This is a genomic window from Agarivorans sp. QJM3NY_33, from assembly GCF_050870865.2.
Lineage (GTDB): Bacteria > Pseudomonadota > Gammaproteobacteria > Enterobacterales > Celerinatantimonadaceae > Agarivorans.
In genome coordinates, this window is record NZ_CP194039.2 from 3444079 (window position 1) to 3465595 (window position 21517).

Annotated in this window: 19 protein-coding genes; 4 read left to right on the forward strand and 15 right to left on the reverse strand. The window is 45.3% G+C overall.

What is annotated here, in order from left to right:
- Nucleotides 1-162 precede the first annotated feature (162 nt).
- Nucleotides 163-2877, reverse strand: a complete 2715-nt coding sequence (locus ACRRSY_RS15570) for a bifunctional acetate--CoA ligase family protein/GNAT family N-acetyltransferase (RefSeq protein ID WP_432452328.1) — start codon at nucleotides 2875-2877, stop codon at nucleotides 163-165.
- A 521-nt stretch (nucleotides 2878-3398) separates the two neighbouring features.
- Between ACRRSY_RS15570 and ACRRSY_RS15575 the strand changes: the two genes are divergently transcribed.
- The gene (locus ACRRSY_RS15575) at nucleotides 3399-3803 is read left to right on the forward strand and encodes a CBS domain-containing protein (RefSeq protein ID WP_432452327.1); all 405 of its coding nucleotides are present in this window, start codon (nucleotides 3399-3401) and stop codon (nucleotides 3801-3803) included.
- Nucleotides 3804-3871: 68 nt separating this feature from the next.
- On the opposite strand, the gene ACRRSY_RS15580 is transcribed toward ACRRSY_RS15575, so the two are convergent.
- The 4 genes from ACRRSY_RS15580 to pomA form a co-directional block, all read right to left on the reverse strand.
- Nucleotides 3872-4375: a glycine cleavage system protein R gene (locus ACRRSY_RS15580; protein ID WP_432452326.1), complete on the reverse strand. Its 504-nt coding sequence runs from the start codon at nucleotides 4373-4375 to the stop codon at nucleotides 3872-3874.
- 195 nt (nucleotides 4376-4570) lie between these two features.
- The gene (thiI, locus tag ACRRSY_RS15585; protein WP_432452325.1) at nucleotides 4571-6028 is read right to left on the reverse strand and encodes a tRNA uracil 4-sulfurtransferase ThiI; all 1458 of its coding nucleotides are present in this window, start codon (nucleotides 6026-6028) and stop codon (nucleotides 4571-4573) included.
- Between the two features lie 298 nt (nucleotides 6029-6326).
- Nucleotides 6327-7238 carry a flagellar motor protein MotB gene (locus tag ACRRSY_RS15590; protein ID WP_432452324.1) on the reverse strand — a complete coding sequence of 304 codons (912 nt, stop codon included), beginning with the start codon at nucleotides 7236-7238 and terminating at the stop codon, nucleotides 6327-6329.
- Between the two features lie 10 nt (nucleotides 7239-7248).
- Nucleotides 7249-8013 carry a flagellar motor protein PomA gene (gene pomA / locus ACRRSY_RS15595; RefSeq protein ID WP_432452323.1) on the reverse strand — a complete coding sequence of 255 codons (765 nt, stop codon included), beginning with the start codon at nucleotides 8011-8013 and terminating at the stop codon, nucleotides 7249-7251.
- Nucleotides 8014-8237: 224 nt separating this feature from the next.
- Here pomA and ACRRSY_RS15600 point away from each other — a divergent pair, with 224 nt between their 5' ends.
- The 3 genes from ACRRSY_RS15600 to dxs are packed head-to-tail and all read left to right on the forward strand — an operon-like array spanning nucleotide 8238 to nucleotide 11278.
- Nucleotides 8238-8483, forward strand: coding sequence for an exodeoxyribonuclease VII small subunit (locus ACRRSY_RS15600; protein WP_432452322.1), 246 nt, complete (start codon nucleotides 8238-8240; stop codon nucleotides 8481-8483).
- The gene (gene ispA / locus ACRRSY_RS15605) at nucleotides 8480-9364 is read left to right on the forward strand and encodes a (2E,6E)-farnesyl diphosphate synthase (protein ID WP_432452321.1); all 885 of its coding nucleotides are present in this window, start codon (nucleotides 8480-8482) and stop codon (nucleotides 9362-9364) included. Before ACRRSY_RS15600 ends, ispA begins: the two co-directional genes overlap by 4 nt.
- 30 nt (nucleotides 9365-9394) lie before the next feature.
- Nucleotides 9395-11278 (forward strand): 1-deoxy-D-xylulose-5-phosphate synthase, encoded by a 1884-nt coding sequence (dxs, locus tag ACRRSY_RS15610; RefSeq protein ID WP_432452320.1) that lies wholly within the window; start codon nucleotides 9395-9397, stop codon nucleotides 11276-11278.
- Nucleotides 11279-11354: 76 nt separating this feature from the next.
- On the opposite strand, the gene ACRRSY_RS15615 is transcribed toward dxs, so the two are convergent.
- The 10 genes from ACRRSY_RS15615 to ribH form a co-directional block, all read right to left on the reverse strand.
- Nucleotides 11355-12890 carry an ABC transporter substrate-binding protein gene (locus ACRRSY_RS15615; RefSeq protein WP_432459809.1) on the reverse strand — a complete coding sequence of 512 codons (1536 nt, stop codon included), beginning with the start codon at nucleotides 12888-12890 and terminating at the stop codon, nucleotides 11355-11357.
- Between the two features lie 100 nt (nucleotides 12891-12990).
- Complete coding sequence (locus tag ACRRSY_RS15620) at nucleotides 12991-14025, reverse strand: peptide ABC transporter ATP-binding protein (protein ID WP_432452318.1); 1035 nt, start codon at nucleotides 14023-14025, stop codon at nucleotides 12991-12993.
- A complete protein-coding gene (dppD, locus tag ACRRSY_RS15625; RefSeq protein WP_432452317.1) occupies nucleotides 14022-15002 on the reverse strand; it encodes a dipeptide ABC transporter ATP-binding protein in 981 nt (326 codons plus the stop codon). The genes ACRRSY_RS15620 and dppD overlap by 4 nt, the downstream gene beginning before the upstream one ends.
- An 11-nt stretch (nucleotides 15003-15013) precedes the next feature.
- Nucleotides 15014-15916, reverse strand: coding sequence for a dipeptide ABC transporter permease DppC (gene dppC / locus ACRRSY_RS15630; RefSeq protein ID WP_432452316.1), 903 nt, complete (start codon nucleotides 15914-15916; stop codon nucleotides 15014-15016).
- Between the two features lie 13 nt (nucleotides 15917-15929).
- On the reverse strand, nucleotides 15930-16940 hold the full coding sequence (locus tag ACRRSY_RS15635; protein ID WP_432452315.1) for an ABC transporter permease subunit: 1011 nt from the start codon (nucleotides 16938-16940) through the stop codon (nucleotides 15930-15932).
- A gap of 58 nt (nucleotides 16941-16998) precedes the next feature.
- Nucleotides 16999-18588: an ABC transporter substrate-binding protein gene (locus ACRRSY_RS15640; RefSeq protein ID WP_432452314.1), complete on the reverse strand. Its 1590-nt coding sequence runs from the start codon at nucleotides 18586-18588 to the stop codon at nucleotides 16999-17001.
- Between the two features lie 532 nt (nucleotides 18589-19120).
- Entirely contained in the window at nucleotides 19121-19600 is a 480-nt protein-coding gene (locus ACRRSY_RS15645) for a phosphatidylglycerophosphatase A family protein (RefSeq protein WP_432452313.1), read from the reverse strand.
- Between the two features lie 9 nt (nucleotides 19601-19609).
- Complete coding sequence (thiL, locus tag ACRRSY_RS15650; RefSeq protein WP_432452312.1) at nucleotides 19610-20599, reverse strand: thiamine-phosphate kinase; 990 nt, start codon at nucleotides 20597-20599, stop codon at nucleotides 19610-19612.
- Nucleotides 20600-20603: 4 nt separating this feature from the next.
- Nucleotides 20604-21020: a transcription antitermination factor NusB gene (gene nusB / locus ACRRSY_RS15655; protein ID WP_432452311.1), complete on the reverse strand. Its 417-nt coding sequence runs from the start codon at nucleotides 21018-21020 to the stop codon at nucleotides 20604-20606.
- A gap of 15 nt (nucleotides 21021-21035) precedes the next feature.
- Nucleotides 21036-21506, reverse strand: a complete 471-nt coding sequence (gene ribH, locus ACRRSY_RS15660; RefSeq protein ID WP_432452310.1) for a 6,7-dimethyl-8-ribityllumazine synthase — start codon at nucleotides 21504-21506, stop codon at nucleotides 21036-21038.
- Nucleotides 21507-21517: the final 11 nt, after the last annotated feature.

Genomic DNA, 21517 nt, shown 5'->3' on the forward strand with positions numbered 1-21517 from the left:
GGATTGCGTCGGCACTTAGATGTCGTAGCTTAGACGCTTATTCTTGCCGACAAAAATTCATCCGGTTCGCTTCCTTAAGTAAGCACCTAGCACTCGCTTCGATGATAAGTACACGTTTATCTCGAACTAAAATAAACCACGAAAACGCAATAACCGCCACGCTTATTCAGGCTTATTATCAGACTCTGACTGCAAATCAAGATGCATTTCGATGACCCCTTCTTCTAATTCAAATTTAACTCGAAACCCTAGATGTTTAGCCAATCCAGCCATGCCTCGATTTTGCATCATCGTAATACCACTTAAGGTCTGAGTTCCCGTACTTTGATAATAACGAATTAATTTTTGTAGCAATTGCTTACCAATTCCCTGCCCCTGTAAATCACTCCTAACCGCCATGGCAAATTCTGCTTCTAGGTTATCGGGATCAATCGAGGCTCGAACCACCCCTAAAATGGCTCGGTTATCACAGGCTTGTTCATCGACAGCAATAAAAGCCATTTCTCTGGCATAATCAATTTGAGTGAGCAAGGCCATTTCTTCGTGGGTCATTTGTCCACGAGCGCCAAAATAGCGTTTATAACGATCCTCTTCACTTAAAGAAGAGTCGAACGCTAAATGATTCGGCTCATCCTCAGGCAAAATAGGCCGCAGCAATACCCGAGTGCCACTCTTTATTTGGCAGTATTCTTCCAGCTCCTTAGGATAAGGACGAATCGCTAAACGTTGTACGCTCGGTTGCTCAGCATTCTGTAAGCGCATATTAACATCGAGTAAAATAATGCTATCTCCAGCAGCAAGAACCGGATTTAAATCTAAACGAGCAATTTCTGGACAATCGATGATCAAATTAGAGAGCCGAGTCAGCATGGTACATAAAGCCTCCATCTTCAGGCCATTGGGCAATTTTCGGTCTCGGATCTTTTGAGTCTTTAAGGCACTAATGACTAAGTAACGCGCCAAGCTCATATTTAATGGTGGCAGCGCTACGGCAGCATCTTTGGTTTCGTCCCATTCCGAGCCGCCTTCGCCTAAGAAAATCGCAGGGCCAAACACCGGATCGGTAATCACCGCAACTCTCAGTTCTTGAGCGCCTGCGGTCAGCGCCATTCGTTGCAAAATCATACCTTCCATTCTGGCGCTAGGAAAAGCCTGCTTCACTCGCGCCAACATCGATTCGGCTGCAATTGCCAACTCCTGTCGATTATTGATATTTAGGCTCACACCATGCACATCCGACTTATGTAGAATGTCCGGTGATTGTATTTTTAAGGCGACAGGGTAACCGATATCATCAGCACACCGCACCGCTTCTTCAACGTTAGGCACCAACCAGGTATCAATGGTTTGCAAGCCATAAGCTTGTAGTAATTGCTTCGCATCATGAGTTTCCAAGACCATTTTCTGTTGCTCTAAGGCTTGATGCAGTACCGCTTTGGCAGAACCATCGGGATCGAAAATGGGTTCGTCCATCGTACTTGGAGTTTCCGATAACAGCTTTTGATTGCGCCTAAATTCGACCATATGCATGAACGCCCCCACGGCACCCTCAGGCGTTCGATAACTTGGGATCCCAGCTTCGCTAAACGCTAAACGACCAGGATAAGCCGTTTTCTCCCCCATCCAATTAGTCAAAATATTAAGCCGTCGAGCGCGGCTATCTTGTTTAATTACCTCGATTAAAGCCGTAGCGGTGGCTTCCGCTCCCGCCAAGGCCGAGGGCGCATACATCAATAACAAAGCATCCGCTTCGCCACTACCAGCAACTATATCTAAGGCCTTCGCGTAACGACTCGGATCTGCATCACCAATAATATCTAAGGGATTTTGCCCGGACCAACCAACAGGTAACACCTTGGCCAAGTGAGCCAGAGTAGCGCTAGAAAACTGAGCTAGCTTTCCCCCCCGCTCCAATAGCGCATCAACCGCTAACACTGCAGGTCCACCACCATTACTAATGATCGCTAAACGTTCACCCTTTAAAGGATTGGCATAAGTTAATGTTTCAACAGCGGCGAACAATTCATGTAAGTCATTGACTCGTAACATCCCCGCGCGCTTAAACGCCGCATCATAAACCGCATCATTCCCCACGGGCCCGCCAGTGTGCAACGCCGCAGCCTGTGCCCCTAATCGACTACGACCAGACTTAATCACCAATATGGCCTTGTTACGCGACGCAGCACGTGCCGCCGACATAAAACGCTGGGTATCCTTGACCGAATCAATATATAGCATGATCACTTGGGTTTTCGGATCTCGTGAAAGATAATCCAGTAATTCGCCAAAATCGATATCTAAGGCATCTCCCAGAGAGATAAACGATGAAAAGCCGATCCCTTTGTTATTCGCCCAGTCTAAGACCGTGGTACATACCGCTGCAGACTGTGAAACAAACGCAATTTTTCCAGATCGGCAGTAAGTGTGAGCAAAAGAAGCATTTAGCCCGATATTTGGTAACATAATACCAAGGCTATTTGGTCCTAATATTCGCATCCCATAGCGCTGGGCAAACATTCGTAACTGCTCAAGAACTTTTAGCTCATTTTCGTCTTCAGCACTGTCCAAAACTCCTGCCGTAATAATTGCGGTTTTGCAGCCAAATTGGCCTAACTTTTCAATCTGCTCTGGAAGTCGCGCGGCATTCACACATAGAATGGCTAAATCGGGGCGTATAGGTAATTTCTCAATACTGGGATAAGCAAGCACCCCGAGCACCGCCTTATACTTTGGCGTCACTGGCATCACGGGTCCATTAAAGCCTGCGCTCATTAAATTTTTCATAACCACATTACCCGAGCGTAAACTTCGATTCGAGGCGCCAATAACCGCTATCGATTGAGGAGAAAACAGATCGTGGAGCTTTCGCTGACTCATTCTTTAATTCTCACATTAAATAAATTTAACTAGGGCCTGTTGAACTAATACGGTCAATATTAGCTCAAAATAAAACTACGTTAATCGTGTAGAAAGATATAAAACTTGGTTTAATAAGCGATTCCCTTGCAAACTTCCTTTAAAAGAGACAATTCTAAAAAACCGTTGAGCGCTATTAGCGAAGAATCAATACCCCGGAATCATCCGGAAATCACCTCTCCCATTGGCGTAATTAGAACTCTCTTTGTCGTTTGCCAAACTCAAGCCATCCACTAGCGCCATCCAACATTTATAGCTGAAAAATCGAGAAAAATTTTAAATTTGCCACTGGCTCAATAGATGCCGCCTGATGAAAATCGAAGCCACCTTGCAACATAGCAACTACAATAAACACAAAACAACTTAAGTTTTTTTAAGTTGAGCTACTTTTTCAAACAAATAACTAGACAAAAAAGTGTTTTTTATTCATACCTAGGGCATGTTGATACAAAACAAACCCTGCAATTTTAAGGAAAAAAAGCATGGCCTTAAGTTCTATGAGAGCAATCGACCACATGACCAAAAATCCGGTAACAGTAAAACCGGCGACCTCACTTTTTGAAGCTATTGATATCATGTTAGCTGCTAAGGTATCGGGTGCAACTGTGCTCAACGAACAGCGTGAAGTCGTAGGGGTAATTTCTGAGATAGACTGTTTACAAGCCATCCTAAAAGGCACCTATCATGGAGAGATCGGTGGCATGGTAAAAGAATTTATGACCGAAGAAGTGGATAGCGTGAGCCCAGATATGGATATCCTCGCCGTTGCCGAAAAACTCATCAACGATAAGCGCCGCAGATTACCAGTCGTAAAAGACGGCAAATTTATTGGTCAGTATAGTATCCGCAGTATTCTGAATGCAGTAAAAGACTTTAATATAAGCTAGCAGCAATTCGCACTTATATACCAATAGGCAGCAAACCGTTGCCTATTGGTGACGTTTAAAGCAAGCTTCTAAGCAGTTTGGTTCACCACCATTTGCTCTTGTAAACCTTCAATCTCAGCAATGATGTTTAGAGTGTTTTCACTATCAGGGATCATCAAGTCAAGCTCTGCGGTAAATACGTTTCCTCCAGCATCTGGCACACTCATACGATGACACTCTAACTTATTGACGCTCACCCCATGCCCCATCAATAAACGGGTTATATCATTAATCAAACCAGGGCGGTCCTCCGCATCAATCACTAAGCTCACCGCATCAGCACGACTAAGGTGGGCAGCCTTACACTCACAAATACTTAATTGTACATCGGGCAGATCTTGAAGGGCTTGTTGCAAGGCTTGATTATTCTTTTGCGGTACTTGCACTTTAAAGATGCACGCAAGCTGGCCATCAAGGTTCACCACTCGACTACTCAACCAAGTTCCTTGGTAGGAGTGGGTCAAATCAGCCAAGTTATTGAGTGTGCCTGGTTTATCTTCACCAATAACAGAAACTAAAAATAGCGCGCTCATACGCCTACCCCTTTTGCTATAAACCTAATTTAAGTCTATACCAAATAGGGGCGAACAGTGTGACCAAAGCCATTTTTTGATGGTGTATCTAGTAAAAGCCTTCAAAAATACCAAATAAGGACAAAATACTTTATTTTTTAATTACTTTTATATTTCACTCACAGAAATAGTTTGTGCTGCTCAAGCACAAAGCGACTATTGTTGGTAGACGCCTACATTGCTAAAACCAGCATCTTGTAAGTACAAAGCTTGCAGTTTACTCATGACGCCACGATCGCAATACAGCAGGTAATGTTTGCTCTGATCTAAGTCGCCAAATTGAGTGGCCAGTCTAAAGAAGGGAAGATGAATCACCGCCACCTTATCCATGGTAAAAGGTTTGAGCTCTTGCTCCTCTGGTGAGCGAATATCTAATACAACCGCTTCTTTGTCATTTTCAAGTTCAACAATATCAACTTGGTGAATTTGCGCATCGGATTCTTTCACAATGTCTCGAATATCGGTGATCCGGCATGCTTCGACAACCTGCTCCAAAATGCCAAAATCGAACTTTTCTTCTTCTGCCAATAATTTTGACTCAACCGCCTTCACGGTCGGTTTATTCGAAATCACCCCACAATACTCTGGCATTGTTTCAGCAAAATCACCGGTGCCAATACGCTTGGCAATATCGATAATATCTTGTTTATCGGTTGCAATCAGTGGCCGCAGGATCAATGTTTCGGAAACTCGGTCAATCATGCCTAAATTCACTAAGGTTTGGCTGGAAACTTGGCCCACAGCTTCACCTGTCACTAAGGCAGGGATATCGAGTTGTTGAGCCACCTTGGATGCTGCGCGTACCATCATCCGTTTCAGGACCACCCCCATTTGGCCGTTTTCAACTTTTTCCAAGATCTCATTCACCACCGGATCAAAATCAACGGCAACAAATTTAACCCGATGTGAAGAGCCAAAGCGTTTCCAAAGATGATGGGCAACTTGCTTCACGCCTAATTCGTGGGCCCGGCCTCCCAAATTAAAGAAACAATAATGAACCTTCGCCCCTCGCTTAATCAGCTGGTAGCTGGACACACCTGAATCAAAACCACCAGAAATTAAAGATAATACGCTTTCTTGAGTAGCAATTGGAAAACCACCCAAACCTTGATGTTTTGCCTGCACTAGGTAAACACAATCATCGGTTACTTCCAATTTCACGGTCACGTCTGGGTTTTTAAGCCGAACCCCATTACTCTCACAATGTTGATTTAAACCACCACCAACATAACGCTCCACTTCAATCGATGAGAAGTCTTGTTTGCCACTGCGCTTTACGCGCACGCAAAAGGTTTTATCTTTGAGCCGATCTTTCCACACGTCGTAAGTGAGTTCATACAAACTATGTAAATCGGTATAACTTTGCTGAGACACTTCTAAGAAATGGACAATACCGGGTGTCGACGACAGTGCGTCAATCAAGGCCTCTCGGTTTTGTTCGCTATCGTTACGAGAAGTAACAACCATCCGATCCCAATCTAAGCGCACCCGAATCGTTTCATCAATAGGACTGAGTACGTTACGAATATTACTTTGAAGGATCTTACTAAAGCGCTTGCGCACCGGCTTACTCTTCATCGCAATTTCAGGGAATAGTTTAACGATAAACTTCATAACTCAGGGCCTCGACAAATTTGGCCGCGAATTATAACGCGAGTTCAGCCAACGAGCCAATTTTGTTTAATGTGAACCCAAACTTAAGCGCGCAGCCAAACAGGGAGATAACATGCCAACAAGAGATGACAAGAAAAAGCCTCCCCTTAATAGGGAAGGCTTCGTTCACCAAAAACGACAGAAAATATGCTTGAAATTAAAAACAGACACTCGCCAAGTGGCAAATAAAACACGATTACCGCGATTCATTTCAAGACGAAATTAACCACGGCTATTTACCGAATGCGCTATAAAAAGATTATTGCTCGGAGACCGCAATCTCACCCGATTGCGCCGCTTTCCCCTGCATAATACCTATTTCAACTCGACGATTACGTCGACGATTCTCTTCGGTGTTATTTTTAACCAAAGGTTTGGTATCGGCCATACCGCTAACAATCAGACGATTTTCGTCAAACCCTTTCACTTTAATCAATTCATGAGCCACCGAAACCGCTCGCTGGCTAGAAAGATCCCAGTTAGAGCGATACAATTCCGACTCAGTTTGTTGATTATCCGTATGCCCGGAGACTGTGACTACCCCGGGGATATCTTTAATCACTTCCCCAACCCGCTGGATCACTGGACGGAACTTAGGTTGTAAGAATGCCGACCCCGAAGGAAAGGCTCCTTTTTCTCGGACCCGAATGATAATCTGTTGGCCCAGAGACTCAACTTCAATCGCCCCGTCTTCAATTTGATCGCGCAGTTGTTGAGCAATCCGCTTAGCCGTTTGATTCTGCTGACTCTGCTGCTGAGCCTGACTTTGTGCAGACTGCGCTTGAGTGGCCGTGGCCCGTCCACCGCTTTGTTCCCCAGTCTTATTTTGGCCCCCGGCATCGGCTTCTTCACCATCATGAAATTCAAGCTTTGCCTGAGTCATATCAATGGTTTGTTGCATAATGGTCTCAATCGGAGTTGGCTCTGGCCGACCAGGGCGGAACTCCTGAGCGATCACCGAAGTCCCTTTGGGAATATCCTTCACTTCAAGTAAGTTTTGTACCCCAAAGGCATATTTCATCGAGCCTGCAATCTGCTTGAACTTCATTACGTCCATTTCAGAGAATGCCAAAAGCAATACAAAGAAACACATTAATAAAGACATTAGATCAGCGAAGGTACCCATCCATGCAGGCAGACCAGGAGGAGGACATTTGCAAGGTTCTTCCATACTCAATCACCTATTCGTCAGTGGTACCCAAAGAACGCTTTCCTTCAGGAAGGTAATTTTTCAGAACACCTTCAATGACCCGCGGGTTTTGGCCATCTTGAATTCCCAAAACCGCATCCAAAATTAAACTACGATTGAGCTTTTCTTCACCCGCTCGTAAGCGTAACTTATCGGCAATCGGTATCGCGACCATGTTAGCTAAAACCGCACCATAAAGCGTGGTTAACAGCGCGACCGCCATCGAAGGTCCAATCGATTTTGGATCATCCATATTGGATAGCATCGCCACCAAACCAATCAGAGTACCAATCATCCCCATCGCTGGCCCTACATCGCCAATGGCCGTAAAAATTCCAGCACCAAATTCATGCCGTTCGGTGGTTAGCGCAATGTCTTTTTCCATGGTTGCGCGCACCACGTCCGCATCATGCCCATCAACTAACATATCGATGCCTTTTTGCATGAAGGGATTGGTAATTTCTGCTTCTTCTAAAGCTAGAAAACCACCTTTACGAGCTGCATCAGCCATCTCCACCGAGCGCTCAATTAAGTCATCAGGCTTATCGGTCTTAAACATAAAAGCCTTTACAGCTATTTTCACAGCCCCCAGAAACTGTCCTAAATTGTATTTCATCAATACAACAAACAAAGAGCCACAAAAAACAATTAATATCGAGGGGACATCGACAAAAATCCCGATCCCGCCCCCCATCACCATCGCCATTACAACGAACGCGAATGCACCAATAATCCCGATCAGCGTTGCTAAATCCACTACTTATTCCTTTTAACCGGTAGCCTGGAAACTCTAATTAAACTAATACTAGTCTACTCTCAAAACAGAATCGAAGGTATTTTTGTGTTCGTTTATCAATATCTTGAAAAAGTCTATCGTTCTTTATTTATCGACCGAAATTAAAATACTTGAATCACAAGTTTGACCTACCTAAACGCCTAGGGTAAGTTTGCGCCAGCAGAAGCATCATGGAGGCCTTAGCAATGGTTGCCAAAAAACCCGAAAAAATGAAGTTTGAAGAGACCTTAGACGAACTCGAAGATATTGTTCAACAACTAGAACAAGGTGAACTGAGCCTTGAAGATTCTCTCAAGCAATTTGAACGCGGCATTAGTCTAGCCAATGCAGGACAAAGTAAGTTGCAGCAGGCTCAACAACAGGTCGAGATTCTCCGCCAACAACACCATGGAGATAGCTTAGAGCCCTTAACACAGGAGCCCACTGAGTGAATCACAAATTGGCTCATGTTCTCGGCCACTATCAAACACAAATCAATACCTATTTAGAACAGGTATTACAGCAGCAGCCCGTCAGTGATCCCCGTTTATTAGCGGCGATGCAGCATGGTCTATTATTAGGTGGAAAAAGGATCCGTCCTCTATTGGTCTATTTAGTGGGCCAACTCAATCAAGCCCCAATGGCGGCATTGAATGCCGCGGCGGCCGCAGTTGAATGTATTCATGCCTATTCCTTAATTCATGACGACTTGCCAGCCATGGATGATGATGCATTACGTCGCGGCCAGCCGACCTGTCATATCAGCTTCGATGAAGCAACCGCCATCTTAGCTGGAGACGCCTTACAAAGCCTCGCCTTCAACTTACTCGCCGAAGCCCCCGTGAATGATGCGCAAAAAGTGGCGATGTTAAAAGTATTGAGCCAAGCGGCAGGTTACAATGGCATGTGTGGCGGACAAGCCTTAGATATTGCGGCGACCGACCAAACGGTTACGCTGGCACAGTTAGAAACCGTGCATCAACATAAGACTGGTGCATTGATTCAGGCAGCGGTCATGATGGGCGCAATTTGTGCCAATATCAGCCATGCTGAACAGCAAGCCTTGCTTCGGTACGCCGACGCGTTAGGCTTGGCATTTCAAGTCCGAGATGACATTTTAGATATTATTAGCGATACCGATACCCTAGGTAAACCACAGGGCTCAGACCAAGCTTTAAATAAAAGTACCTACCCCAGTTTATTGGGTATCGAGGGCGCTATCGCAAAAGCCGAAACTCTTGGTAAAGAAGCACTTCAAGCCTTAGAGACTTTGCCTTACAATGGCGAACAGCTCGCCCTTTTGGCGGATTATGTCGTGCATCGAGACAACTAGTCGCAGACGATAAAAAACGATAAGCATTTTATGACACTGAATATAAAAAATTACCCAACTTTAGCCTTAGCCGATTTGCCAGAACAATTACGTCAGCTAGAGCTACAACAGCTTCCTCAGCTGTGTGATGAACTTCGCCAATATTTGCTTAACAGTGTCAGCCAATCGAGTGGCCATTTGGCCTCAGGACTCGGTGCAGTAGAACTCACCGTTGCGCTACATTATGTCTACAATACTCCCTTCGATAAACTGGTATGGGATGTCGGCCATCAGGCTTACCCGCATAAGATCCTCACTGGTCGCCGTGAGCAAATGTCGACCATTCGCCAATTCAAGGGACTACACCCTTTCCCTTGGCGCGAAGAAAGCGAATATGATGTGCTCAGCGTGGGGCATTCCAGCACTTCGATTGGTGCAGCCCTAGGCATCGCCATAGCGGCCGAGAAAGAACAATTAGACCGTAAAGTAGTCGCGGTCATTGGCGACGGCGCAATTACCGCTGGCATGGCTTTTGAAGCCCTCAACCACGCGGGAGCCGCTCACAATGACATGCTGGTGATCTTAAACGACAACGAGATGTCGATTTCTGAAAATGTCGGCGCATTAAACAATTCCTTAGCAAATATTTTATCCGGATCGCTGTATTCTTCACTTCGAGAAGGAGGGAAAAAAGTACTCAGCGGCATGCCACCCATTAAAGAGCTCGCCCGCCGCGCCGAAGAACACCTGAAAGGAATGGTTGTCCCAGGCACCTTATTCGAAGAATTTGGCTTTAACTACATCGGCCCTATCGATGGACACGATGTCAAAGGCTTGGTGAGAACCTTAAGCAATATGCGCGACCTTAAAGGTCCGCAGTTGCTACATATTATGACCAAAAAAGGCAAAGGCTACTTACCCGCAGAGCAGGATCCGATTGGTTATCACGGGGTTCCCAAATTTGACCCGAGCCAAGATAACCTACCTAAAAGCAAGGGCTCTGCCCCCACTTTTTCAAAGGTATTTGGCGACTGGTTATGCGACATGGCGGCAATAGACGATAAGCTGATGGGTATCACTCCTGCCATGCGAGAAGGCTCAGGTATGGTGCGCTTCTCCAAACAATTTCCCGAACAATACTTCGATGTTGCGATTGCAGAACAACACGCGGTAACCTTTGCAGCAGGTTTGGCAATTGCTGGCTACCAGCCTGTGGTCGCCATTTATAGTACCTTTTTACAACGTGCCTATGACCAAGTCATTCATGATGTAGCCATTCAAAACTTACCGGTATTATTTGCTATCGACCGCGCCGGAATTGTTGGTGCTGATGGCCCAACCCATCAAGGAGCCTTCGATCTGAGTTATCTCAGAGCCATTCCAAATTTAGTGATTATGGCTCCAGCCAATGAAAATGAATGCCGACAAATGCTTTATACTGGCTATCAACATCAAGGCCCGGCAGCGGTGCGCTATCCTCGAGGAGGGGCAGATAACAGCCCCATCAACCCAGAGATGCAGGCGCTAGAAATTGGCAAGGCGCGTAGCATCCGAAAAGGTCGCTCGATTGCGATACTGAACTTTGGCAGTTTATTAGCCAAAGCCCTGCCCGTTGCGGAAGTCTTAGACGCCAGTTTAATCGATATGCGTTTTATCAAACCTCTCGACCAAGATTGTATTCGTAGCCTCGTGGGTCAACACCAACTACTGGTCACCTTGGAAGAAAATGCGATTCAGGGCGGTGCCGGTTCAGCGGTCAACGAGTTTTTGTTCGCTGAGCAGCTCAACCAAGTGCAGGTGTTAAATATCGGTTTACCCGATCATTTCATCGAACAAGGCAGCCAAGCAGAAATCTATCAGCTGTTAAAACTAGACAGTGACGGGATCCGTCAACAAATTGAAGCTTTTAGCCTAAAATCTCAAGGCCTTAACTAAGCGCCTTACAAAGTCGACATCAGTGATTGAGTCACTCGCCCCAGCGCGTGTTGCTTAGTCACTTGATGATTGACGATTAATTAAATTGTTCTAGATGTTCAAATAAAGGAACTGGACTCGCAGGATTAATACTTTCAAAGTTAACTTGCTGATTTATTGCCCAAATAGTGCGTTGCCAATAAAGTGGCACAAACACCGCTTCTTGATAAAGTTGTCGCTCTAGAACTTGAACAATCTTCGCCCGTTTCACTTCATCCAACTCTTGTTCACCAGCTAAGATAAGCTGTTCAACTTTATCACTTTGATAGCTGGCACATCGACTGGGCTCTGCATAGCTTTCAGGATCTTGCAAAAACATCGAGCGAGCGATGCTTAAAACATTTCCTGCATCACTCTGACGACGCGTTAAAATTACATCACTACTGCAGTGCTCAATACTTTGCTGATATTGCTGCTCATCCAGCCATTCCGGCTGCAAATTAATATTGACTCTATCCAGCATCGTCACTAATTGCTGAACCACCTTGGCGTTATCTTCAAAGATCCATTTTGGTACTGCCATACTCAATTGAAAACCTTTTGCATAGCCAGCTTGCTGCAATAATTGATGCGCCAGCTGCAAGTTATAACGTGGCACTAAATTCGAGTTATAACCCAGTTGCCCAGGAATACTGAGTTGAGTGGAAGCCACAGTATAAGGGCCAAGTACCTCCGCTAGATGAACATTATCAATGGCTAGATTAAGCGCTTGGCGCACCACCCGATTGGCCAAAGCGGGATGCCTTTGATTCAGTTCAATAGCCAGCCATTTCAATCCTTCGGTTTGGATCACCCGTAATTGCTTATCTTTATTTAGCATATCGACATAACTATCTGGCACATGATCAACTATATCAACATCACGAGAGAATAGACTCGCCATACGCATTGTTGCCTGCTTGATCGGCACCACTTTAACTTGAGTAATGTTGCCTCGATTCGCCCGCCAATAGTCAGAGTTAAGACTAAACTCCGTCACAATTCCTGGCACATAGCGACTTAACTTAAATGGTCCAGTGCCCGATACAATTGGTAACTGCTCTGATGATTCAGAACCTTCCTCTAAATGGGATAAATAGAACTGCTTATCCGCCGGAAAAATAAAACTAAGCCTTTGTATAAGTTCTGAAAATGGTCGATAGGTGCGAACTTCAAACTGTAATTGGTTAAGCGCAGTGATGCTCTTAATGGGGGCAAATAGTGCTTGTAGGTGGGGCAGATAACGTAATTGTTCAAAGGTCCATGCTACATCCTCTGCGCTTAAGCGGTTTCCAGAATGAAAATCCACATTTTCCCGTAACTGAAATTGGATCTGGGTTGGCGAAATAACTTTCCATTTAGTCACCAAACGCGGGGTTACTCGGCCCTGTTGATCGAGTAAAAAAAGTGGATCAAATAATAGATGATTCATGAAGTTACTATTGGCGTCAACTTCGTCCACGATAGCGCTTGGCCTTGTCTGAAACGCGGTCCCCCAAACTAATAATTTGGCTTCTACCTGAGTCAGCCCAATACAGCTTAACACTAGCATCAAGCCTAAATGCTTTAATCTTGCTTTGTAACGACTACGCAATCGGAGATCCTAATGGCTTTCTTAGCTTTCTGGCTAAGTTACACCGGATTAAGCAATAAAAAAAGCGGGACTCGCCCGCTTGTCATGGTTTTCAAATAACTTAGGCTATTCGCCCCTCTTCTCGAGCAAAACAAGCTACCTGAGCTAGACCATCAACAACCAACGACGGTTGCTCGGCGTAACAACGTTCCTTAGCATAACGACAACGCGCATGGAAAGCGCAGCCCACAGGCGGATTTAGCGGTGAGGGTAATTCCCCTTCCAGCTTTATCTTCTCTCGACGATGCGCTGGGTTTAGCCGCGGTGTACTCGACAACAAAGCCTGAGTATAGGGATGTTTGGGATTGGCAAACAACTCTTCACAACTAGCATATTCAACCGCTTTCCCAAGGTACATCACCATCACTTCATCAGCGATGTGTTCCACTACCGATAAGTCATGAGAAATAAAGATATAACTTAAGCCCATCTCCTCTTGCAGATCCATCATCAGATTAAGTACCTGTGCCTGTACCGACACATCTAAGGCAGAAACTGGCTCATCGGCAACCACCACCTTTGGATCGAGCATTAAACCACGAGCAATCGCGATACGTTGCCGTTGTCCACCCGAGAACATGTGCGGGTAACGATCGTAATGCTCGGGACGTAAACCAACTTTAGCAAGCATTGCTTGTGCTTTTTGTTTACGTTCAGACTTGCTCATACTGCTATTAATCAATAACGGTTCTTCTAAGATCGTTCCAACCTTCTTACGCGGATTGAGCGAACCATAGGGATTCTGAAAGATGATTTGGATCTTCTGCCGTAGCGCCTTCGCTGCATCTTTACCTAAGCTTAAGATGTCTTTACCATCAAAACACAACTCACCAGCAGTGGGGGTTTCGATCATGGTCAATACTCGGGCTAAGGTCGACTTACCACAGCCCGACTCTCCCACCACCGCCAAGGTTTTCCCTTTCGCTAATTCAAAGCTTACACCATCGAGGGCTTTCACCGTCGCATCGGGCTTAAACATCCCTGCTTTCACGTGATAATGTTTTTTCACAGCATTCACTGACAACACTGGCTCCAATACTTCAAGCTTAGTGTTCACAGTACTCAGTGCTGCGGCTTTCATAATACTGTCACTCATGCACTTGGTCTCCCAGCATCATCTAGGGGGGTGAAACAACGCACCTGACGCTCGCCATCGTGCTGCATCGTCGGTCGTTCATTGCGGCAACGATCGCTCGCATAGGCGCAGCGAGGATTGAGCAAACAGCCAACCGGACGATCAAAGGCACCGGGAACAACTCCGGGTAAGGCATCTAAACGCGCCTTACCAGCAGAGGACTCCGGTAACGAGCGAAGCAAGGCCTGCGTGTATGGGTGTTTAGGATTCGAAAAAATAGCATCGGCAGGACCAGTTTCGACCACTTGCCCTGCATACATCACAATCACCCGATGGGCTGATTCGGCGACTAAAGCAAGATCGTGAGTAATCAACACTAGGCCCATATTTTTTTGTTTTTGTAGATCTAATAACAAATCAACAATTTGCGCCTGAATTGTCACATCTAATGCGGTAGTGGGTTCATCGGCGATTAACAATTTGGGATCACAGGCAATCGCCATCGCAATCATCACTCGTTGGCTCATCCCACCAGAGAGTTGGTGAGGGTAAGTTTTTAAACGTGACTCAGGATCGGGGATCCCCACCTGATCCAACAGTTCAATCACCCGCTGGCGACGCCACTTCTTATTACCACTTTGGTGAATTTTCAGCGCTTCGCTAATCTGGAATTCAACCGTATAACAAGGGTTGAGACTCGACATTGGCTCTTGAAAGATCATCGCGATCTCTGCCCCGGTAATCGCGCGGCGTTTATTTTCCGACATCGCTAATAAGTCTTGGTCTTCAAACTTCAAGGTATCAGCACTCACTTTTCCTGGGTAATCAATCAGCCCCATGATCGACAAGGAACTAACACTTTTACCGGAACCTGATTCCCCTACAATCCCAACAATTTCACCTTTTTCAACACTGTAAGCCACTTGGTCTACTGCACGAAAAGGATTGGGGCCATCACCGAATTCAACAGTGAGGTTGTTCACTTCTAATAAAGACACGGATTCATCTCCTACTGCTTCAGTTTCGGATCGAGGGCATCACGTAAGCCATCACCCATTAAATTAAAGGCTAACACCGTCAGTAAGATCACCAGTCCAGGGAAGGTCACCACCCACCAAGCACTTTGCACAAACTGTAATGCATCCGCCAACATACTTCCCCATTCTGGCCTCGGTGGCTGAGCACCCAAACCAAGGAAGCCTAAAGCAGCCATATCTAAAATGGCATTTGAAAAGCCCAACGTTGCTTGCACAATCAGCGGAGCCAAACAATTAGGTAAAATGGTAATAAACATCAAACGAAAAGAACCTGCGCCAGCAACCCGCGAAGAGATCACATAATCTTTATTGAGCTCAGCAATGGTCGAGGCGCGAGCCAAGCGAACATAGTGAGGCATCGAAACAATCGCAATCGCCATCGCCGCGTTAAAGATACTGGGGCCTAAGATAGCCACAATCGCAATCGCTAACAATAAACTGGGCATGGCCAGCATAATGTCCACGGCTCGCATGATGATCGTTTCTACCACCCCGCGATAGAAACCAGCAATTAAACCGAATAGTACGCCAAAACCTAAGGAGAGCGTCACCACCAGGAAGCCAATAAATAACGACAACCGAGCACCGTGAATTAAACGCGATAAAATATCTCGTCCCACCGCATCGGTCCCCAGTAGATAAGTGCTATTGCCACCTTCTGCCCAAGATGGGGGTATTAATAAGGCATCCCGATATTGCTCGAAAGGCGAATGGGGAGCAATCAGCGGCGCGAATATCGCAAGCAAGATCATCGAGACAATGAAAATCAAACCAATCACCGCACCGGTATTCTGGCTAAAATAGCTCCAAAATTCCTGTAAGGGGGTTTGTACTTTTGGCCCTGTCACTTCAGGGCGAACAGTTTGTTCAGACATTAACAGTACTCCGCTATTTGCCGTGACGGATCCGTGGGTTTACCACGCCGTAAAGAATGTCGACCAACAAGTTGACCAGAATAATGATCGTCGCCACGATTAGAATGCCCCCTTGAACGACAGGGTAATCACGTCGACCGATCGATTCGATGAGCCATTTTCCAATCCCCGGCCAAGCGAAAATAGTTTCGGTTAAAATCGCTCCTGAGAGTAAGATCCCCACCTGCAAGCCAATCACGGTAATCACCGGAATCAGTGCATTACGTAAAGCATGAACCACGATCACCCGCATCGGTGCCATTCCCTTGGAACGGGCGGTTCGAATATAGTCTTCACCTAATACTTCAAGCATTGACGAGCGAGTCATCCGGGCAATCACCGCCATCGGGATGGTGCCAAGTACAATACTAGGTAAAATTAAATGATGCACAGCAGAAGCAAAAGCCCCCTCTTCACCCGACAACAAGGTATCAATTAACATGAAACCGGTGACTTCATCAATCCAATAGGTCACGTCAAGCCTGCCGGAGACTGGGGTAATGCCGAGGTTAACCGAAAAAACCAGCATTAATAGTAAGGCCCACCAAAAAATCGGCATCGAATAACCGGTTAAGGAAAAGGTCATCACCGAGTGGTCAAATATCGACCCTCGTTTGACCGCCGCAATAATTCCGCAGGGCAGCCCCACAAAAATAGCGAACAAGGCTGCACAAGAAGCTAATTCCACAGTCGCTGGAAACAGCGTAAGAAATTCTTCGGTAACGGGTGTCTTGGTAATTAATGAACGGCCAAGGTCACCACTCGCAATGTTTTTTACATAATCAAAGTATTGGACCAACAAGGGTTGGTCTAAGCCTAATTCGGCACGCAAGGCTGCGTGACGCTCAGGTGACACGCCTCTTTCCCCTGCCATCACTTCGATAGGATCACCAGGTATCATCCGGATCAGCGTGAAAGTAAGAAGAGTAATGCCGATGAAAGTGGGAACCACCAACATCATTTTTTTTATAATAAATTGGAACATAACTACAGCTCTGTGTCTGAAGGAAGGAAAGGGGCTGAATCCAGCCCCTTCGATATGGCTATTTTAGTGACACGCCATAGAAGTAATGACCGCCAAGAGGGTCAACTTTAAAGCCTTGAACTTCTTTACGAATTGGCTTGTAAGCCACCGAGTGGGCGATGGTTAACCACGGCGCCTGCTCTTTGAAGATTTTCTGTGCTTGTTTGTAAAGTTTAGCGCGATCCGCTTGAACCGATAGTTGCTTCGCTTTGTTGATTATATCGTCAAAGGGTTTGTAACACCACATGGCACGGTTACTACCGCCAACCGCATCACAGCTTAACAACACACCTAGGAAGTTATCTGGGTCACCATTATCGCCAGTCCAGCCTAGTAAGGCAGTATCATGCTCACCTTGCTTGGTACGCTTGAGGTATTCCCCCCACTCGTAACTAACAATGTCAGCCTTAACACCAATTTTCGCCCAGTCGGCTTGGATAATCTCGGCCATACGACGTGCATTAGGGTTATATGGACGCTGAACAGGCATCGCCCAAATATTAGTTTTTAGATTAGTAACACCGGCTTCCGCCAACAACGCTTTCGCCTTCACTGGATCATATGGATAATCAACGGTGTCTTCGTCATAAGACCACATTGTTGGTGGAATTGGGTTCTTCGCGATTTTACCGCTACCCTGGAAGACCGCATCGATAATCGCTTGTTTGTTCACTGCAAGACTTAGAGCCTTACGAACCTTCACATTATCGAACGGTGCTTTTTGAGTATTAAAGGCCAAGAAACCAATGTTCAAACCTTCCTGACTTAATAGATTAATATCCGGATCTTTCTTCATCTGCTCAACATCGGCAGGGTTAGGATAAGGCATCACATGACACTCACCCGCTTTTAGCTTAGCGTAACGCACTGAGGCATCAGGCGTAATGGAGAAGACTAAACGGTCGATAGCCGGTGCGCCGTTCCAGTATTCTTTATTGCCAACGTAACGAATTAACGAGTCTTTTTGATACTGTACTTTTTGGAAAGGACCAGTGCCTACTGGGTCAAGATCCAGTTTTTCTGGCGTTCCCGCCTTCATCAGCGCATCGGCTTGCTCAGCTGAGAAAATTGACGCGAAATCCATCGCAAGGTTAGCGATGAATGGTGCTTCTGGTTTGCTTAGTACAAACTTCACGGTGTAATCATCTACTTTGACGATTTCTTTCACCAATTCTTCCATGCCCATACCGCTGTAATACTCATAAGAGCCACCGGAGACTTTATGGTAAGGATGATTTGGATCATCCTGACGCTCGAAGCTAAAGACCACATCATCAGCGTTAAAATCGCGAGTCGGCTTAAAACCTTTCTTCTGGGTATGGAATTTCACCCCTTTGCGTAAATGAAAGGTGTATTCCAAACCATCTTCCGACACATCCCATGATTCAGCCAAAGCAGGGATCACATTGGTTGTACCGTTCTCAAACTCAACCAAACGGTTGAAAATGGTCTTAGACGACGCATCAAACGTAGTTCCTGCAGTATATAAACTGGGGTTAAACCCTTCTGGACTGCCTTCAGAACAGAAGACAAATGTTTGAGCTTGTACGCTCATAGCTACTGCGCCAGCAACTAATGCTAAAGACAGCTTCGCTAATCCTTTCTTCATTATGATTCTCCATGTGACATCATGTCATAGCTGTGACCTTTATGGTCACATTTCAGTGTGTTTGCGAATAGACCAATAATTTTAGTTTTTGTTAAGCCTACTCCTTAGCTCACAAAAAAAACTCATTTTATGGTAAGGCTAGGCTTAAACAAGCCCGTTCCGCTTTTTTGCCATATTAAACTAGTATTTTTATCTGCCGCTGTAAATAGCATATACAGGATTTTATATAGTAAAAGCTAAAACAAACAGATAAAGTGATTATAGATTCGATATATCATCATATTTATGCAATGCGGAATATAGTTATGCGGTTTTGATATAAAAATAAACTGAATACTGGTTTGGAAAAATTGAAATAAATATGAGATTTTACGAGTGACGTAGCGCCATAGTTATTGAACAACTGACGTCCAAAATAGAGTATATACTCAAACCTTAGGAAGAAGGTAGATTTTATGCGCATGCTACTTTGCTTGTCTGCTTCGGTTCAACAATAGCGATAGCTGGCACAAGAAGTATGACTGAAGGCGTATTAACCGATTACAGGGAGTATGAGTTGTAAACAAATGGCCGCAAAAATACCCGCTAACACATCATCAATCATGATCCCAAAGCCACCGTGTACCTTTTTATCAAGTAGTTTAATCGGCCAAGGTTTCCATATATCGAAGACTCGAAACAGCACAAAACCTAAACCCACCGCCAGCGGAGAAAGTGGTACTGCAATCATGGTAATCCAGTAGCCGACAAACTCATCCCAAACAATGGCGCCATGATCATGCACGCCCATTGCTTGACTCGCCTTATTGCAACACCAAATACCGAAAATAAACGACAATAACAATACAGCCAAATATAGCCATAACGGTAATTGGGCGAGCAATAGGTAGAAAGGAATCGCCGCCAAGGTACCAAAAGTACCGGGTGCTTTAGGGGCAAGACCACTGCCTAAACCCACCGCACACAAATGTAAGGGGTGACGTAAATTTAATTTAGCGACAGGATTATCCATTAGTACGACTTATTTGTTTTCATGACTAAAATGATCCCAACCCAGCCCTTCCAGATGATAGGGTTGCTCTTGGTAGTGCAGTCTAATTTCACCGGTACCGGGAGCTAATTGGCCAATCACCGTGTAGGGAACACCACTATAGGCTAAAGCGGTTTCTAAGGAGCCCTTGTTAGATTCTGGCACGGTAAAGCATAACTCGTAGTCTTCTCCGCCAGTTAAAGCAAATTGTAAACCCCGATCGACCCCAACCGCTTCGCTAAGCGTTTCTGACATAGGGATATGCTCCAAATTCAAAGTCGCTGAACAGTGACTCTGTCTAAGAATATGTTGCAAGTCATTATATAAACCATCAGAAATATCGATCGCTGCGCTAGCTACATCACGTAAACCATAACCTGCTAATACCCGAGGAAGAGGATAATAATGTCGTTTTAAACTCAACTCTAATTGTTGAGGCGTCAAAGACAATTGCTGCTGTAAATGCGCTAATGCAAGGCCCGAGTCACCCAGACTCCCGGTAACATAAACTCGGTCTCCGGGCTTAGCACCACTGCGATATAAGGCTTTCCCTGCAGGAACAATACCATGAACAGTCACCGTAATACTTAATGGCCCCTTGGTCGTATCACCACCAATTAAACTGACATTAAAGTATTCGGCCAAGTCAAAGAATCCGCTGCAAAACTGCTCTAACCAAGCTTCATCTACACCCGGTAAAGTGATAGCCAGAGTCACCCAACGCGGTTCCGCTCCCATCGCTGCCATATCACTCAAATTCACAGCGAGAGCTTTATGGCCGAGAGCATGCGGAGGAATATCAGAGAAAAAATGTACGCCTTCAACCAAGGTATCGGTTGAGATTGCAATCTGACTGTTTTCTGCGGGTATCACCAGCGCCGCATCGTCGCCAACACCAAGCAATACATCTTGGCGCAACTTACTTTGCTGGAAATACTTTTCGATAATATCAAATTCACCAAGAGGTGACGAAGAACGCATAAAACTATGACTTAAATTGTTGTAAACGAAGTACTTTATCTAATACGCCATTCACAAATTTATGGCTATCTTCGGCAGCAAAAGACTTTGCGAGTTCAATCGCTTCATTGATGACCACTTTGGGTGGAACATCAGTTACCATCAACAACTCATAAACACCAATCAATAAAATTGCGTGTTCAACTAAATCTAACTCTTCTAACTTACGCGATAACGATGAACTCATCGCTGCATCCAGCTTATCACTATTGCCAACAACACCAGCAATTAAAGTAGAAAAATAAGGAACATCGGCTTTACTCATATCCTGTTCGGTTAAGAACTGATGTTCGATAGTAGCAACGCTGTCCTTGGTCACTTGCCATTGATAAATTGCCTGAGTAGCAAATTGCCTAGCTTTACGACGTGCAGCTGGTTTCACAGAGAGATCCTCAATTTAAACTTCTATCTGATTAACTAAGTTAATCATTTCTAAAGCGCTTAGGGCGGCTTCAGTACCTTTATTACCCATTTTAGTACCAGCGCGTTCAATCGCCTGTTCAATAGACTCGGTAGTTAACACTCCAAACGATACCGGAATATCAAACTCCAACATCACTTGAGCCAAGCCCTTATGACATTCATTAGACACCAGTTCAAAGTGGTAAGTACCGCCACGAATCACGGTACCTAAAGCAATAATTGCATCGTACTTTTTAGATGCGGCGATACGCTTGGCTGCTAAAGGAATTTCTACAGCGCCCGGGACGCGAACAACGGTAATATTATCGTCATTCAAACCACCTTGGCGGGTCAATGTGTCCACAGCCCCTGATAACAAATTCTCATTAATAAAGCTGTTAAAACGAGCAATAACAATCGCGACTTTAGCATTCGGAGCCGCTAAATTTGCCTCTATTACTTTCATAAATCTTTTGC

Bases quoted from the DNA above. Each gene is read 5' to 3' on its own strand.
- ACRRSY_RS15600 (WP_432452322.1), top strand. From the start codon at position 8,238: ATGGTTGCCAAAAAACCCGAAAAAATGAAGTTTGAAGAGACCTTAGAC.
- ACRRSY_RS15580 (WP_432452326.1), bottom strand. From the start codon at position 4,375: ATGAGCGCGCTATTTTTAGTTTCTGTTATTGGTGAAGATAAACCAGGC.
- ACRRSY_RS15620 (WP_432452318.1), bottom strand. From the start codon at position 14,025: ATGAGTGACAGTATTATGAAAGCCGCAGCACTGAGTACTGTGAACACT.
- thiI (WP_432452325.1), bottom strand. From the start codon at position 6,028: ATGAAGTTTATCGTTAAACTATTCCCTGAAATTGCGATGAAGAGTAAG.
- ACRRSY_RS15645 (WP_432452313.1), bottom strand. From the start codon at position 19,600: ATGGATAATCCTGTCGCTAAATTAAATTTACGTCACCCCTTACATTTG.
- ACRRSY_RS15590 (WP_432452324.1), bottom strand. From the start codon at position 7,238: ATGGAAGAACCTTGCAAATGTCCTCCTCCTGGTCTGCCTGCATGGATG.
- ribH (WP_432452310.1), bottom strand. From the start codon at position 21,506: ATGAAAGTAATAGAGGCAAATTTAGCGGCTCCGAATGCTAAAGTCGCG.
- ACRRSY_RS15575 (WP_432452327.1), top strand. From the start codon at position 3,399: ATGGCCTTAAGTTCTATGAGAGCAATCGACCACATGACCAAAAATCCG.
- thiL (WP_432452312.1), bottom strand. From the start codon at position 20,599: ATGCGTTCTTCGTCACCTCTTGGTGAATTTGATATTATCGAAAAGTAT.
- ACRRSY_RS15570 (WP_432452328.1), bottom strand. From the start codon at position 2,877: ATGAGTCAGCGAAAGCTCCACGATCTGTTTTCTCCTCAATCGATAGCG.
- ACRRSY_RS15640 (WP_432452314.1), bottom strand. From the start codon at position 18,588: ATGAAGAAAGGATTAGCGAAGCTGTCTTTAGCATTAGTTGCTGGCGCA.
- ACRRSY_RS15635 (WP_432452315.1), bottom strand. From the start codon at position 16,940: ATGTTCCAATTTATTATAAAAAAAATGATGTTGGTGGTTCCCACTTTC.
- dxs (WP_432452320.1), top strand. From the start codon at position 9,395: ATGACACTGAATATAAAAAATTACCCAACTTTAGCCTTAGCCGATTTG.
- dppC (WP_432452316.1), bottom strand. From the start codon at position 15,916: ATGTCTGAACAAACTGTTCGCCCTGAAGTGACAGGGCCAAAAGTACAA.